Origin of the sequence: Bacillus sp. JJ1764, from assembly GCF_036962145.1 — a bacterium.
Taxonomy (GTDB): domain Bacteria; phylum Bacillota; class Bacilli; order Bacillales; family Cytobacillaceae; genus Neobacillus.
The window spans coordinates 10,586-24,219 of sequence record NZ_JBALNY010000033.1 but is presented as its reverse complement, the minus strand read 5'-3'; the positions used below and the strand labels follow the sequence as shown (position 1 = coordinate 24,219).

Annotated in this window: 18 protein-coding genes; 11 read left to right on the top strand and 7 right to left on the bottom strand. The window is 37.7% G+C overall.

Going from position 1 to position 13,634, the window contains the following annotated elements:
- Nucleotides 1-10: 10 nt before the first annotated feature.
- Both V7083_RS04915 and V7083_RS04910 read right to left on the bottom strand, forming a co-directional pair.
- The gene (locus tag V7083_RS04915) at nt 11-214 is read right to left on the bottom strand and encodes an alpha/beta-type small acid-soluble spore protein (protein ID WP_335475976.1); all 204 of its coding nucleotides are present in this window, start codon (nt 212-214) and stop codon (nt 11-13) included.
- A gap of 109 nt (nt 215-323) precedes the next feature.
- Nucleotides 324-671, bottom strand: a complete 348-nt coding sequence (locus tag V7083_RS04910; RefSeq protein WP_335475974.1) for a DUF3905 domain-containing protein — start codon at nt 669-671, stop codon at nt 324-326.
- A gap of 132 nt (nt 672-803) precedes the next feature.
- Here V7083_RS04910 and V7083_RS04905 point away from each other — a divergent pair, with 132 nt between their 5' ends.
- A complete protein-coding gene (locus V7083_RS04905; protein ID WP_335475972.1) occupies nt 804-965 on the top strand; it encodes a hypothetical protein in 162 nt (53 codons plus the stop codon).
- A complete protein-coding gene (locus V7083_RS04900) occupies nt 966-1,091 on the top strand; it encodes a hypothetical protein (protein WP_335475970.1) in 126 nt (41 codons plus the stop codon).
- Between the two features lie 27 nt (nt 1,092-1,118).
- Here the strand turns inward: V7083_RS04900 and V7083_RS04895 are convergent, their stop codons facing one another.
- The gene (locus V7083_RS04895; protein ID WP_335475969.1) at nt 1,119-2,861 is read right to left on the bottom strand and encodes a B12-binding domain-containing radical SAM protein; all 1,743 of its coding nucleotides are present in this window, start codon (nt 2,859-2,861) and stop codon (nt 1,119-1,121) included.
- 358 nt (nt 2,862-3,219) lie between these two features.
- On the opposite strand from V7083_RS04895, the gene V7083_RS04890 reads away from it, so the two are divergent.
- The 8 genes from V7083_RS04890 to V7083_RS04855 all read left to right on the top strand — a co-directional run bounded on the left by V7083_RS04890 (nt 3,220) and on the right by V7083_RS04855 (nt 11,509).
- Nucleotides 3,220-4,233, top strand: a complete 1,014-nt coding sequence (locus V7083_RS04890) for a 2-oxoacid:acceptor oxidoreductase family protein (RefSeq protein ID WP_335475967.1) — start codon at nt 3,220-3,222, stop codon at nt 4,231-4,233.
- Entirely contained in the window at nt 4,233-6,527 is a 2,295-nt protein-coding gene (locus V7083_RS04885) for a thiamine pyrophosphate-dependent enzyme (protein WP_438823694.1), read from the top strand. Before V7083_RS04890 ends, V7083_RS04885 begins: the two co-directional genes overlap by 1 nt.
- 363 nt (nt 6,528-6,890) lie before the next feature.
- A complete protein-coding gene (locus tag V7083_RS04880) occupies nt 6,891-7,133 on the top strand; it encodes an aspartyl-phosphate phosphatase Spo0E family protein (protein WP_335475965.1) in 243 nt (80 codons plus the stop codon).
- A gap of 528 nt (nt 7,134-7,661) precedes the next feature.
- The gene (locus V7083_RS04875) at nt 7,662-8,486 is read left to right on the top strand and encodes an electron transfer flavoprotein subunit beta/FixA family protein (protein ID WP_335475963.1); all 825 of its coding nucleotides are present in this window, start codon (nt 7,662-7,664) and stop codon (nt 8,484-8,486) included.
- 33 nt (nt 8,487-8,519) lie between these two features.
- Nucleotides 8,520-9,551: an electron transfer flavoprotein subunit alpha/FixB family protein gene (locus V7083_RS04870; RefSeq protein ID WP_335475961.1), complete on the top strand. Its 1,032-nt coding sequence runs from the start codon at nt 8,520-8,522 to the stop codon at nt 9,549-9,551.
- Complete coding sequence (locus tag V7083_RS04865; protein WP_335475959.1) at nt 9,544-10,839, top strand: FAD-dependent oxidoreductase; 1,296 nt, start codon at nt 9,544-9,546, stop codon at nt 10,837-10,839. The genes V7083_RS04870 and V7083_RS04865 overlap by 8 nt, the downstream gene beginning before the upstream one ends.
- The gene (locus V7083_RS04860; RefSeq protein WP_335475957.1) at nt 10,839-11,123 is read left to right on the top strand and encodes a ferredoxin family protein; all 285 of its coding nucleotides are present in this window, start codon (nt 10,839-10,841) and stop codon (nt 11,121-11,123) included. Before V7083_RS04865 ends, V7083_RS04860 begins: the two co-directional genes overlap by 1 nt.
- A gap of 137 nt (nt 11,124-11,260) precedes the next feature.
- Nucleotides 11,261-11,509, top strand: coding sequence for a hypothetical protein (locus V7083_RS04855; RefSeq protein ID WP_335475955.1), 249 nt, complete (start codon nt 11,261-11,263; stop codon nt 11,507-11,509).
- Nucleotides 11,510-11,528: 19 nt separating this feature from the next.
- On the opposite strand, the gene V7083_RS04850 is transcribed toward V7083_RS04855, so the two are convergent.
- The gene (locus tag V7083_RS04850; protein WP_335475953.1) at nt 11,529-11,804 is read right to left on the bottom strand and encodes a hypothetical protein; all 276 of its coding nucleotides are present in this window, start codon (nt 11,802-11,804) and stop codon (nt 11,529-11,531) included.
- Nucleotides 11,805-11,807: 3 nt separating this feature from the next.
- Nucleotides 11,808-12,008, bottom strand: coding sequence for a hypothetical protein (locus V7083_RS04845; protein ID WP_335475951.1), 201 nt, complete (start codon nt 12,006-12,008; stop codon nt 11,808-11,810).
- 179 nt (nt 12,009-12,187) lie between these two features.
- Between V7083_RS04845 and V7083_RS04840 the strand changes: the two genes are divergently transcribed.
- Nucleotides 12,188-12,694, top strand: coding sequence for a hypothetical protein (locus V7083_RS04840; protein ID WP_335475948.1), 507 nt, complete (start codon nt 12,188-12,190; stop codon nt 12,692-12,694).
- An 18-nt stretch (nt 12,695-12,712) separates the two neighbouring features.
- Here V7083_RS04840 and V7083_RS04835 read toward each other — a convergent pair whose 3' ends face one another.
- On the bottom strand, nt 12,713-13,099 hold the full coding sequence (locus V7083_RS04835) for a hypothetical protein (protein ID WP_335475946.1): 387 nt from the start codon (nt 13,097-13,099) through the stop codon (nt 12,713-12,715).
- 163 nt (nt 13,100-13,262) lie between these two features.
- Entirely contained in the window at nt 13,263-13,610 is a 348-nt protein-coding gene (locus V7083_RS04830; protein ID WP_335475944.1) for a hypothetical protein, read from the bottom strand.
- Between the last annotated feature and the right edge of the window lie 24 nt (nt 13,611-13,634).

The window sequence follows — 13,634 nt, the reverse complement described above, 5'->3', positions numbered from 1 at the left end:
ATTATATTCATTATTGTTGATTAGAATTTCCAGATAGTTGAACTTGCGCTTGCTGCACGAGTCTTTTGGTAATTTCGCCGCCTACAGATCCATTTGCTCTTGAAACGGTATCGGATCCCAAATTCACGCCAAATTCTTGGGCAATTTCATATTTAACTTGATCTAAATATTGTTCAATTCCAGGTACCAATAATTTATTTCTGCTATTAGCCATTAGTTTCATCTCCTTTCTATCTACAGAGAATATATAACCCCCTGTACTACTATTATTTAATTTTTTTATTGTTTCATTAATGGTAATCTTTATCGGAAATGGATTTTAATTAGTCGCTGCCTTTACTGACATCCTTAGTTGGATGCATAAATGGTGATGCCTGAGGTCTGCGTTTGCTTTCGAGCAGTTCACGATTCTCAGTAGTATTCCAGCCAATATCATTCGTTGGATGGACCCATTCCTCTCCCGCCATGACAGCAGGATCCGTTTCCTTTGACCAATTTTCTAATGGGGAATTGCAAGAAGCATATTGACTGTCTCCAATAATAACTCCATGTTGATTAACAAAAGGAGCTTCCATTTTTATGCCTGTTCCTTTAAAGCTTGGAGCATTGGCTTGATGTGGTATTGTTTCATCTAAAATGACCTCGTCCTTTTCTGGCTTCTCTTGTTTCATCCATTGTCACCCCTGCTTTTTTCTTTATTTTTTACGGTAAATGCTTTTTTAATTTAAGAAAAATAAGGAAGAGAATATTACAGCTGAAATGTTTAAGACTATAAGTGTAAATATTTTTTGGAGGGATGACCAATGGCTAAACGAAAAGCTGAGTTTGATGCAGTAGAAAAATATACAAAAACCCCTAAAAGCAATATTCAGGAAAGCGAATTTTCAGCAGAATTTACTGATAATAATAATGCGATCCGGTTTCAAAATCGTAATTCAAAATTAGGGAAAAAAGGAAGAAGTTAAATGAAAGCCCGTCGAAAAACCCCCCCACGCATACCTGTTGAAGAATTCAGCGTTGAGTTCGGTGATGTAAATGGGGTGCCACTAAAAGAAAAGAAAAGTATTTGGAAAAAAAGGCAAAAGGATTAAAAATAAGCCGGCTCTGCCGGCTTATTTTTAACCCTTAAACGGAAAAAGAAGCGTTTGATTATTAGATGGGTCAAAGAAGGCTAATAAACAAGATGCTTGGTTAACGACTTCTCCTGTTAACATGTACTTCGACAAATCAAAGGATAACTCTTCAAGCATGGTATGTTTATATAACTCCTTTTCATCCAACTGTAATTCAAAAAAAGTTGGACCTAACAGTTCAGGTGTTTCAAGTATCTGTTTATATATGGCTGTTCGTTTACCCTTATCGTAGCTTGCTTCCCACCATGGTTTTCTTGGCTTATATTTATGATTTTTAAAATAATCATATTTCATTAAGCCAACAATCACATCCAGTTGTTCAGCGTTTATCTCCTGTAAAAACAAATAGAGTCGACGGAACAAATCCTCCAACTGATGGCCAATCCTTGACCAGCCTTTTTCATCCCAATAAGAACCGAAGTCTTGGAAAAAATCAAACGGAGATGCAAAAGTTTTTGTGACCAAATATTCTACCGTTGCATCCATTCGATGATCATTCCAATATTTTTCCAAAACGTCCTCTACTTGTTTGATCCTTACCATATCACCAAAAGAAAGGACATTATTACTTAAAATCTCATAAGGTGAATGGTCCATATATACATATTCATGTTCTTCAGCACGAAGTCTTACTCCGGTCCCGCGAAGCATCTTTAAAAAACCTAATTGCAATTCCTCAGGCCTCATCTCGAACACATCGTTGAAGGTTTTCTTAAATGATGCGTAGTCTTCCTCAGGAAGCCCGGCAATTAAGTCCAAGTGCTGATCGATTTTACCGCCATCTTTTACCATTGTGACGGTTCTTTTTAATTTTTCAAAGTTTTGCTTTCTTCGAACAAGCTCATTTGTGAAATCGTTTGTGGATTGTACACCAATCTCAAAACGGAACAATCCCTTTGGTGCCTCTTGATTTAAAAACTCAATGACCTCTGGCCGCATGATATCCGCTGTGATTTCAAATTGAAAAACGGTTCCCGGCAAATGCTCATCAATCAGAAAACGAAACATTTCCATCGCGTAACTTCTGCTGATATTGAAGGTACGGTCAACGAATTTAATGGTTTTAGCACCATTTTCCATCAAATAACGAATATCCTCTTTCATTTTTTCACGTTCAAAATATCGAACTCCTACTTCAATAGAAGAAAGGCAGAATTGACAGCTGAAAGGACAACCGCGACTGGTCTCAATATAGGTTACACGCTTACCTAAATGGGCGATATCCTCAGGGAACCGATAGGGTGATGGAATCTCTTTCAGATCCAACTTGTTTCTTTGGAGCGTCATTCGCACCTTCCGATCATGGCGATACGCAATCCCCGGTACTTGATCATAATTTTGATCACTTTGAATTTCAGCTAGTAATTGTTTAAAGGTTAATTCACCTTCACCCATAACGATAAAGTCAACTTCTGGAACCTTTTCCATCCACTCTGCAGTATCATATGAGACTTCAGGACCCCCGAGCACAATTAATAAAGATGGTTCTATTTTTTTTAACATGTTTACAACCTTCAAGGTTTCTTCAATATTCCAGATATAACAACTAAAGCCAATGATAGAAGGTTTCTGTTGATATAGGTCTGAAACTATGTTCAAAATCGGATCCTTAATCGTGTATTCCTTTAGTTGAATATTGAATTCTGGAGCGGCATAGGCCTTTAAATAGCGAATTGCAAGGTTTGTATGGATATATTTAGCATTTAAGGTTGCACAAATGACATTCATTAGATTGAACTCCTCATTAAAATTGTACAAATAATTATTATAGCTTATTGTTGACGAAAATGACAGTCTACAAACAGCTTAAGAGATTTTTGCGCAGCAATAAGCACCGTAAGGACCTTATCTGGAAAACACCCTGTTATATAACAAAAATATAACTGTTATATGAATGTAAACCGGCATTTTGTTAAGAATTTTCCAGTAATTATTCAATAAATAAAAATGTGTTTCAATATTTTTTTATCGATGTTTGATTTTTGTCACAGCTAAAAGAAATGAAAAGTCTTACAATGATTTTACAAAGTTAAATATTTATGTCGTTTTGATGGAGATTTTTCGAACAAAAAAGGGGAGGGACATTATGTCTATTTTACCAAATAAAAATGAACTAGGATTTTTTGAAATCCGATTAGAGTCTATTGGAGGATTGGGAGCAAACCTGGCAGGGAAAATGTTAGCTGAAGCAGGTGTTTTAGGCCTAGGTTTAAATGGCTCCAATTTTTCATCCTATGGTTCTGAGAAAAAAGGAACACCGGTAAAAAGTTTTATCCGATTCTGCGAACCTGAGACAGCCATTCGCGATCACAGTCCAATTGAACAACCACATATTGTTGGTGTATTTCATGAAGCTTTATATAAAACGGTAAACGTTGTTAGCGGCCTAAATGCTGATGGAATTGTTCTGGTCAACTCCACAAGAGACTTTGATGAAGTTAAGGAAGATTTAAAGTTAGAGTATGGAACTCTTGCAATCGTGGATGCTTTAACGATTGCTGTAGAAGAAAAGACAAAGGTAAATACAGCAATGCTTGGCGCGCTTTTCCGTATTTGCGATTTCCTTGATCCAGAATCAATGAGAAAAGTAATCCGCAAAACGTTTGAGAAAAAGTATCCACATCTGGTAGAACCAAATATCCGGACGTTTGACCGCGGTTATAACGAGGTTCAATTTAAAAACTATCAAGTTCCAGAAAATGCTGAAGGAAAGGGATTTACCCGCCCTACACCAATGCTTGGATACCTAACTCAGGAAATTGGCGGTGTCATTACGGCTCAGGCCAACAGTGTGTTAAAAGATTTAAGCGGATCACGGCAAGGATTCCTTCCTGAATTCCAACAAGAAAAATGCATAAACTGTGCTGCTTGTGATAATGTTTGCCCAGATTTCTGCTTTGTTTGGGAAGAAGGAGAAGATAAACGAGGCAGAAAGCAAATGTTCCTTAAAGGAATTGATTATCAATATTGTAAGGGTTGTTTAAAATGCGTAGAAGCATGTCCGACAGATGCGCTGGGTGACCTCCGCGAAATGATTGGTTATGCCGATGCAAATCGAGTGAAACAGAACTTTCCTTATGTAACAGGGGGGACTTTATAGTGGCAATTTTAGAAGATATATTAACAGCTCAAGGGATAGCTGAACAAGTTTCTACATTTGAATCAGGTAATGAAATGGCTGCAATGGCGGCTGCGCAAATTAACTATCATATTATGGGGTATTTCCCAATTACACCATCCACTGAAGTTGCACAATTTTTGGACCAGATGAAGGCACGGGGGGAACATGACGTTAAGTTAATTCCTGCTGATGGTGAGCATGGTTCTGCAGGTATTTGCTATGGTGCCGCAGCAACAGGTGCAAGGGTATTTAATGCTACAAGTGCCAATGGCTTCTTATATATGATTGAACAGCTTCCAGTACAAGCGGGAACTCGCTTCCCAATGGTAATGAACCTAGTAACACGTGCAGTTAGTGGTCCTCTTGATATCCGTGGTGACCATTCTGACCTGTATTATGGTTTAAATATCGGCTGGGTAATATTAACAGCAAGAACACCTCAAGCTGTGTATGACATGAATATAATGGCGCTAAAAATTGCCGAGCATTCTAAAGTTCGTTTGCCGGTAATTGTGGCATACGATGGATTCTTTACATCACACCAAAAGAGAAAAGTACAATATTTTAAGGATCGTAATGTTGTTCAACAATTTGTGGGTGAATGTCCAACTGACTACAATTTTATCAGAGATCCGAAAAAACCGGTTACCATTGGTGCCCATATGAATGGCGAGGACCTGATGAATAACCACTTCCAGCAATCAGAGGCCATTTATCAAGCTGGCGAAGTCTTTAAAGAAGTAGCCGAAGAGTATGCAAAACTATCTGGAAGAGAATATTCAGTTTTAGATTTATATAGAATGGAAGATGCTGAGGTTGCGTTATTCCTATTAAACTCTGCTGCTGAATCAGCTAAAGATGTAGTGGATCAGCTCCGTGAGAAAGGTATCAAGGCAGGGGTGATCAGCCCTAACATTATTCGTCCATTCCCAGCAAAAGAAATCCGTGAAGCATTGAAAAATGTTAAAGCACTATTAGTTGGTGAACGTGCTGATTCATATGGGGCAAACGGCCCGAACTTAACACATGAAATTAAATCTGCTCTTCAGGATGACAAGAATAATCAAACGATCGTCCTAAGCCGTGTATTTGGTTTGGGCGGCAAGGATTTCTATGCAAGTGACGCACATGAGTTCTTCCATTTAGCGATTGATGCAATGGAAAAAGGCTATGCTGAAAAGCCATTTGATTATTTGGGGATTGTCCCTGGCGAGCCAGAAAAAATCCTTAATCCTGTTATTGAACCTCAGCAAGGTGATGTCTATAAGTCAGGCTTAATTGAAGTTAAGTTGGATGAAGAAAGCAACAAATTAAAGGTAAAAATCCCACCGCTTCGCCAATTAACAACAAAGCCAAAACGAATTGCATCCGGTCATGGTGCTTGCCCTGGTTGTGGGATCTTTGGCGGACTAGAACTTTTCTTTAAAGGTATAGAAGGAGATATCGTTACACTTTTCCAAACAGGCTGTGCATATGTAACGACAACTTCGTATCCATATAGCTCTCATAAGCAAACCATGATGCATAACCTGTTCCAAAATGGCGCAGCAACCTTATCCGGTACTGTAGAGGCTTTCATGGAATTAAAACGACGCGGTGAAATCCAAGTTTCTGATGATGCAACTTTTGTTATGATTACTGGTGACGGTGGTATGGATATTGGTATGGGCTCTGCCATTGGTACAGCATTGCGCGGACATAAATTAATCATGCTTGAATACGATAATGAGGGTTACATGAATACAGGATCCCAAATGTCTTATTCGACTCCACTGGGTCATATGACAAGTACATCTGGTGTGGGTAAAGCTCAAAAAGGTAAAACATTCCACCATAAAGATACTGTTCAAATTATGGCTGCTACCAATATTCCATATGTATTTACCGGTTCTGAAGCATTTCCACAGGATTTGGTGAAGAAGGGTGCAAAAGCACAATGGTATGCCCAAAATGTTGGCACGGTTTATGGTAAACTTCTCATTACTTGTCCATTGAACTGGAAGTCTGAAGATCGCTATGGGACCAAAATTCTTGAAGAGGCGGTTAATTCATGTTTCTTCCCTCTTTATGAGATTGAACAAGGTGAAACTACCATTACCTATAATCCTGAGGATAAGAACAAGCGAGTACCTGTTACAGAATGGATTAAATATATGGGCAAGACCAAGCATTTATTAAAAGAAGAAAACAAACATTTATTAGAAGAATTTGAAACAGAAGTGGAGAAGCGCTGGCAACGTCTTAAGGCAAAGCACGAAAATCAATGGCTATAAATTTGAAAACGCAAGGCACAGTGTGATGCTTTGCGTTTTTTTTGAATGAAAAATGGAGGACTTGACTATAAAAATATATTGAGAAAGTGAAAACGGTTACAAATTTTAGAAAGTCAATTATAGTGTATATTTTCAGGAAGGAACAGTGATAAATGGCCGAGGAAAGGTGGTGTATTACATGTAAAAGACTTAAGCGGGAATTTGTCGTTTTGTAGTAGAAAACTGTAAAAATATTGTCGAATATAGAAAGTTTTAGATTGTTTTGTCTACTTTTGCGAATGTATTTACTTTTAATAAAAATCTGTCATAATTCATCAAGTAGTCTATTTTTTGAATTACTAGTAAGAGGTAGGAGAGATAACATTGTACGAGTATAGTAATACCCATAGTGACATGATAGAGGAAATAAAGGTTAAAAGAGAGCAAATGATCGAGAGTGCCAATGCACTTGGTTTTACTAGTGAAGAAACAATTAGATGCAGTCAGGAACTAGATGAGTTAATTAATGAATATCACCGCATGATGGGACAAACTCCCAAAAGAAATGAAGAAATAAAATTTGCCTTTAAACAAATGATCATGGTTTGGCCTAAGGTATTAGTATAAAATGATCAATTTCTATCCTGGTAAAAGGATTTTTTATTGCAACTTAAAAAACGTGTTACTGTGAAGGCCTTAAACTAGTTAAAGCAATGCCAAAGGCCTTCTATGTACATGTTTAATCTTATTTAATATTAATCGTAGTACACGCCCCTTGATGCAACCTTCATAATCCTTCGGAATTTGTAACTAAAACAAGATTGAACAATCATTCTACATTATATCATCATAACTGTGATTTTTATCCTTGTTTATATCTCAATATTTCATATAGTTAAAATAATTCAAACTCCACCAAGAATTTGTAAACGAAACCTTGCCTCACTTGTATTTTAATAAACCACCATAAAGAATATGTCCAATCTACCTAAAATATTCCTACATATATTCCTGTCCACATAAATTAAGAGAAAACGATTGTTTTGGGGAATATGCTTCTATGACGATACATATATCGTAAATAAAAGCATTTTTTATAAAGATCGGAAGCAAACGCTTTCAATAGTAAGACAATATAGAGGAGGGAAGTCTTATATGCACATCGTTGTATGTGTCAAGCAAGTACCAGATACAAAGATTATTAAAATCAACCCAAAAACCAACACACTTGACAGAAGAAGTGCTCCAGCAATTTTAAATCCTTATGATGCGCATGCAGTACAGGAAGCGGTAAAGATTAAGCAAAAAGTGGGGGGGACTATTTCAGTATTGTCGATGGGGCCACCTCAGGCAACAGCTGTCATTAAAAAGAGCATCGAAATTGGCGCTGATAGGGGATATTTAATCACTGACCGTGCTTTTGCTGGTGCAGATACTTTAGCGACAAGCTATGCCCTTTCAAAAGCATTAGAAAGAATCAATAAGGAACTTCCTGTGGACATGATTATTTGCGGAAAACATGCTATTGATGGTGATACGGGGCAGGTTGGTCCGGGAATTGCTAGACGGATGGATATCCCCCCTATAACGAACGTCATTGAGACTGTAGAGGTTAATGAAAAAGAAAAAAAAGTTATCATAAAGCGGAAATTAACAAATGGATACGAATTAATCCAATCTGAAATCCCCTGTCTATTAACAGTTGAAAAGGAAATTAATGAAATTGAATATTCGCCAATGCCCAATATGATAAAGGCAGCTAGATATGAGTCGATTATCTGGTCAGTTAACGACTTGGAAAATGTGGATCGCGCCCAGCTTGGACTGAAAGGCTCACCGACTATTGTTGGAAAAATGTTTACACCTCCAAGGCCAGAAGGTGGAAAAAAACTTGAAGGCACCTCTGATGAGCAGGTCAAGCAGCTAATGGATATCTTACTGGAGAAAAAAGATCTATTTACAATAAAGTCTTCTAATTAATGAGATCATTCATAGTCACAGGGAGGGATACACATGAATCTTGACGATTTCCGTGGTGTTTGGGTCTTTATTGAACAAAATGAAGGAAAAATTGAAGGAGTATCATTGGAACTACTTGGAGCAGGAAGAAAGCTCGCAGATAAATTAGAAGTTCCCTTAGCAGGATTTTTACTTGGCAATCATATCAAGCAGTTAGCAAATGAAGTGATATATTATGGTGCCGATCTTTGCTATTGTATTGACCATCCAGTATTAAAACAGTATCGCACTGAATCTTATATGAAGGGTGTCATGAAGCTTGCGCAAAAATACAAACCAGAAATCATTCTTTACGGGGCGACACCAAACGGAAAGGATTTAGCCAGTGCTGTAGCAACCGATTTAGTAACAGGACTGACGGCGGATACCACCATGCTAGATGCAGACATCACAAATCGTTTACTAGAAGCGAGCAGGCCTGCATTTGGTGGAAATATTATGGCCACGATTCTCTGTAAAAAGCATCGCCCACAAATGGCAACGGTTCGTCCCAAAGTCATGAAAGCATTAGAGCCCGATTCAAATCGAATGGGTCAAATCATTGAAGAAGAAGTAGAACTACATGAAGATGATATGCGAACAAAAGTGCTTCAAATTGTGAATGACGTAACAAAAAAGACAAATTTAGCCGAGGCACATGTAATTGTTTGCGGTGGAAAAGGAATGGGAGATTATCAAAACTTCCAGCTGATTCATGAATTGGCAGATACGATTGGTGCTAGTGTTGGAGGAACGCGTGATGTGGTAGAGGCAGGCTGGCTTCCGCATGAACAGCAGGTAGGACAAACAGGTGAAACGGTTACTCCAAAAATTTATTTTGCCATCGGTATTTCCGGAGCCATTCAGCATGTGGTCGGTATGAAGAACTCTGAGCTGATTATTGCTATTAATAAAGATCCAAATGCTCCGATTTTTGATGTGGCCACCTACGGAATTGTTGGAGATGCTTTAGAGATTGTGCCTCAATTGATTGAGCATTTTAAAATGCTGAAAGCTGAAAAAGGCGGTGAAATAAGCTATGCCTGAAAAATTTGATGTCATCGTGGTTGGGGCAGGTCCCGCAGGTACCGCTTGTGCCTTTACATGTGCAAAAAATGGGTTGAACGTACTGCTTATTGAAAGAGGAGAATACCCTGGTGCGAAAAACGTAATGGGAGGCGTACTCTATCGTCAACAAATGGAAGAATTGATTCCGGAATTTTGGAAGGAGGCTCCGCTCGAACGACCGGTTATTGAGCAGCGTTTTTGGATGATGGATAAGGAATCAGTTGTTTCATTCGGCTATAAAGGACTTGAATGGGCAGTTGAGCCCTATAATAACTTTACGGTATTACGGGCACAGTTTGACCAATGGTTTGCATCTAAAGCAGTTGAAGCCGGTGCCCTCTTAATAAACGAAACAGTTGTAACGGAATGTATTGTTGATAACGGTAAGGTTGTCGGTGTTCGTACTGACCGTCCTGATGGGGAAGTATATGCTGATGTAGTGGTCCTTGCTGATGGCGTGAACTCACTGTTGTCCAAACAACTCGGCTTCCATAAGGAATTTCGTCCGGATGAAGTAGCATTAACGGTTATGGAAGTTATTAATCTACCAAAAGACAAGATTAATGACCGTTTTAACTTAGAGGACAACCAAGGCTGTACGATTGAAATTTTTGGTGATTCGACTAAGGGCAATCTTGGGACTGCTTTCCTTTATACAAATAAGGAAAGTCTGAATATCGGGGTAGGTACCACCTTATCTAGTATGATCAAAGCAAAAATGAAGCCATATGAATTGCTGGACTACTTGAAAAATCACCCTATGGTAAAACCGTTCATCAATGGTGGGGAATCGGCTGAGTATCTCGCACATTTGATTCCTGAAGGCGGCTTTCGTTCAGTTCCAAAGGTAGCGGGAAATGGTGTTGTGGTAATTGGGGATGCGGCCCAGCTTGTTAACGCCATCCATCGCGAAGGTTCGAACATGGCAATGCATTCGGGATTATTGGCTGCTGAATCGATTCTTGAAGCTAAGAACAGAGGAGACTACAGCGAATCCAGTTTAAATATTTACCGCGATAAACTATACGATAGCTTTATTATGAAAGATTTAGAGAAATATAAAGATGCTGCTCATACATTTGAAAAGTATCCGCAATATTTTAATGAATATGTCCCTATGATGAATAAAGCGATGAGCAAATTCTTTACTGTCGATGGAACACCTAAACGTGATAAACAAAAGCAAATCATGAAAAGTATAACAGCGGAAAAAGGCACATTACGGGTCATTCAAGATATGTATCGAGCTTGGAAGGCGGTGAAATAATGTCAACGAAGAATATTGAGGAAAAACAGTATCTGTTACGTTTTAAGTGTGATACGAAGTCTCATTTAACCGTGCTTGACCATGATGTATGTATGACTCAATGTCCTGATAAACTTTGTACAGTATTTTGCCCTGCAGAGGTCTATAAGTGGGAAGGAAAGCGGATGCAGGTAGGGTATGAAGGCTGTCACGAATGCGGCAGCTGCCGGATTGGCTGTCCGTACCAAAATATTAAATGGGAGTATCCAAAAGGCGGACATGGGATTGTATTTCGGTTAGCATAAATATGATTAAAGGTATGGTTTGCTCAAGGCAGCCATACCTTTTTATAACAACAGCCATGTAACCTTCTTCACCGAATAAAAAATGTAACATAAGATGGATTACAAAATGGAAAGAAAACGAAGGAGAGGAGTAAGAGGTGCCTTCTGTAATCAATTTAGGAGTTCTGAATATAAACTCCCCACAACCAAGCTCTGCCATTTTTGTTGGTGAAGCTGTTGTTACTGGGATGGATGCCAACAGGAAATATAATCTTGGCTTTGGCGGTATCTATGGCTGTTTGAATGCTGTCACAGGAAATATTACCAATAATGCAGATAGCTTTGAATTCATGGATGGACTTATCTTCGACCAGGATTTTAAACCGAGTATTGGAGGAAATGCTTAACAAACAACAAACCCTTTATTTATGCGAGGGTTTGTTGTTTGTTTTTCAGATCTATATTATGTTGTTTATCTGCTTTCTGACTGATTGATTCTTGTTCATAATCTGACAGAGAAGCGCTAGTATGGGCGAAGTTGTTTCGATCACCGTGAATATTCCCTAATCCCTGGTTGTGTTTTTTTGTATTTTTAAAGTCTTCGATAAAATTGTTCCCGATACTAAAACAAGAAGCACCTTCTATACTTCCAATTTTAATCGTACCGATATGGAAGACGGGAGATAAGATTGGAGAAGCCATAAATTATTGTTCTCCCCCTTTTTCCTTGCTAAGCATCCACTGGTTATAACTTATCCTATTTTCATTACCAAGCAGAATGCCGACAGTCTCATGAGTGATTTTATCGAATTGAAAGTTCTTAAGTTTATTTTGATGGGCAATGAAAATACCAGATGATTTTCCCAGACTGTCAACTGAAATATTACCAAATGAAATGTCAATCATTTTACCCTTTCTCCTTTCCCTTCATTACAGCCTATTCAATTATTGGGCGATTGACACAATTGATGTATTTTTAATAGGCATACATCACAATCCTTAATGTTGAGACATAGGGTACAATATCAAGAAATAAGTCCTTAAGAAAGTGATGAAGATAATAACTAAAGTGTGGTGAGCAAAGTATGTTAAAATCCTCCCAATTTCATTTTGCAGGGAATATTAATGTCCAAACCATGCAAAGGCAATCAGGCATCTTTATTGGGGAAAAGAATCATGCGATTGGCTGGAGTGCACATGGGAAAGAAAATAGTGTCATCGGTAAAATTAGTGGTCAATCTAATTTTCTTTTTCATAACATCTCGATATTAAATGATCCTGATTTTATTGATACTCCAATCGATGACCGTGATATAAATATATCGTTTGAGACACCTGATAATGGGAATACTTCGAGCATCGACCTTGAAAGCATTAATGTTAATGCTATGTTCCAAAATAGTGCTGTATTTGTTGGAAAAGGTCATGTGACGGGGATGGATGGAAATGAAAAAATTAATTATGCGCAAGGCAGTCTGTTTGGAAATCAAAATCAATTTGTTCATAACGTAAATACCACAAATGATCAGGATGTTTTTGATGCCATTATTGAAGATCAGGATATTAAAATTGCGGATATCAAAGGTGAGTAAAATGTCTAGTTCACGACACTATTTGAAATTATTTTTTAAACAGAAACCCTTTGCCGTTTTTGAAATATTCGGTTGGAGATTCGATGCTTCTGATCGTGAATCCATTTTTACTTTTTCTTTATCCATTTTAAAGATATGAGAGTCGGATAGATCTCCGTTACTCCCAATATTATTTCCAATTATTAATTTTCCGCTTAATTCATCAATTTCCAAATTGTCTAATTTAAACACAATGTTTTCCAAATGATCAATTTGGACATGATCAATATGAATCTTCTTTTCATTGTTTTCCTTTTGGTTTTGCTCCAGTAACTCGATAATACGATCTAATTTAGTAAGAATTTGGGAGTCTGTTTTCATTTCTTTTTCAAACAACCTTTTTTTAGTAGAAAAAAATTTAAACATAAACTCCCCCCTGTTACTAAAATTTATGCGGGGAAAATACTTCATAGGCATTATTTAATAAAATTCTAGATTTGAACTTAAAAAATTGCATGATTCCTATATGTACGTTTTTTCACATGAGAAGTTAAAAAGAAGGTGAAGCTGAAGGGGAATGTTTTCAGGACTAGCTAATTCTTTCTAGCTTTGTAGTGGAGGCTAAATGATCAAGTTTACTAAGATCGTAAAGGGTAGATGCAAGTGAGATGGCATCGTCCATTTTTTCCATATTTGCTGAACAGAAGTAAGGTTTTTTCCAATCAAAATCTCCTTCTTTGTCAGCAGGATATATACTCACTTTCCAGTGATAATAAATCATTGCTTGCGGAAGCTGGACACCTTCAACAGCAATCAGCCAATGTGAGGCGGCTAAACTTGGTGAATAGTCATCCGCTTTTTTTAATGAACATAAATCATTTACTCCAATTGGGACTAATTCCTTTGGATAAAAATCATGGTGATTCGGTGTTTTCAATAAATATTCCCTCCCTTTTTATAG

What these genes read in the sequence shown, in the direction of transcription:
- V7083_RS04915 (WP_335475976.1), bottom strand. Translation starts at nt 214, where the DNA reads ATGGCTAATAGCAGAAATAAATTATTGGTACCTGGAATTGAACAATAT.
- V7083_RS04910 (WP_335475974.1), bottom strand. Translation starts at nt 671, where the DNA reads ATGAAACAAGAGAAGCCAGAAAAGGACGAGGTCATTTTAGATGAAACA.
- V7083_RS04905 (WP_335475972.1), top strand. Translation starts at nt 804, where the DNA reads ATGGCTAAACGAAAAGCTGAGTTTGATGCAGTAGAAAAATATACAAAA.
- V7083_RS04900 (WP_335475970.1), top strand. Translation starts at nt 966, where the DNA reads ATGAAAGCCCGTCGAAAAACCCCCCCACGCATACCTGTTGAAGAATTC.
- V7083_RS04895 (WP_335475969.1), bottom strand. Translation starts at nt 2,861, where the DNA reads ATGAATGTCATTTGTGCAACCTTAAATGCTAAATATATCCATACAAAC.
- V7083_RS04890 (WP_335475967.1), top strand. Translation starts at nt 3,220, where the DNA reads ATGTCTATTTTACCAAATAAAAATGAACTAGGATTTTTTGAAATCCGA.
- V7083_RS04875 (WP_335475963.1), top strand. Translation starts at nt 7,662, where the DNA reads ATGCACATCGTTGTATGTGTCAAGCAAGTACCAGATACAAAGATTATT.
- V7083_RS04870 (WP_335475961.1), top strand. Translation starts at nt 8,520, where the DNA reads ATGAATCTTGACGATTTCCGTGGTGTTTGGGTCTTTATTGAACAAAAT.
- V7083_RS04865 (WP_335475959.1), top strand. Translation starts at nt 9,544, where the DNA reads ATGCCTGAAAAATTTGATGTCATCGTGGTTGGGGCAGGTCCCGCAGGT.
- V7083_RS04860 (WP_335475957.1), top strand. Translation starts at nt 10,839, where the DNA reads ATGTCAACGAAGAATATTGAGGAAAAACAGTATCTGTTACGTTTTAAG.
- V7083_RS04850 (WP_335475953.1), bottom strand. Translation starts at nt 11,804, where the DNA reads ATGGCTTCTCCAATCTTATCTCCCGTCTTCCATATCGGTACGATTAAA.
- V7083_RS04845 (WP_335475951.1), bottom strand. Translation starts at nt 12,008, where the DNA reads ATGATTGACATTTCATTTGGTAATATTTCAGTTGACAGTCTGGGAAAA.
- V7083_RS04840 (WP_335475948.1), top strand. Translation starts at nt 12,188, where the DNA reads ATGTTAAAATCCTCCCAATTTCATTTTGCAGGGAATATTAATGTCCAA.
- V7083_RS04835 (WP_335475946.1), bottom strand. Translation starts at nt 13,099, where the DNA reads ATGTTTAAATTTTTTTCTACTAAAAAAAGGTTGTTTGAAAAAGAAATG.